Origin of the sequence: Pseudomonas sp. F9001 (genome assembly GCF_013385435.1) — a bacterium.
In the GTDB taxonomy this organism is placed as follows: Bacteria; Pseudomonadota; Gammaproteobacteria; order Pseudomonadales; family Pseudomonadaceae; genus Aquipseudomonas.
Genome location: NZ_JACAPX010000069.1, coordinates 1 through 367 on the forward strand (window position 1 = coordinate 1; position 367 = coordinate 367).

Consider the following 367-nt stretch of genomic DNA (forward strand, 5'->3'; position numbering starts at 1 on the left):
CACCTTGCCCACGGCTTCGAGGCGGCCGGAATACGACTGCCACTCGCTGACGGACTTGAAGACCACGGTGGCGACGTCTACTTCGGTCTTGGGCACCCGGGCAACCTCGGCCGCCTGCGCCGTGCTGACCGGGGAAAAATGACCGCCATACTTCACGGCGATCCCGGCAGTGCCGGCCACTAAGAGCGCACTCAACACGACGGAAAGTCGTTTGGGATGGGCGATCATTTCTTTATCTCCTACTCGTTGGATGACGCCGCAGGCGGCTATCGAAAAACTTATTCGCGCTGCTGCAACTTGCTAAAACTTGAAAACCGCTTTTCCGGGCACAAGGAGGCCCTCACCCAGAACTTGAGCTGGGCGGATA

1 pseudogene is annotated in these 367 nt (G+C 59.1%); it reads right to left on the minus strand.

Annotation, left to right across the window (positions count from 1 at the left end):
* Positions 1 to 198 (minus strand): annotated as a pseudogene (locus HX818_RS31015) (efflux transporter periplasmic adaptor subunit); the annotation flags it as partial.
* Between the last annotated feature and the right edge of the window lie 169 nt (positions 199 to 367).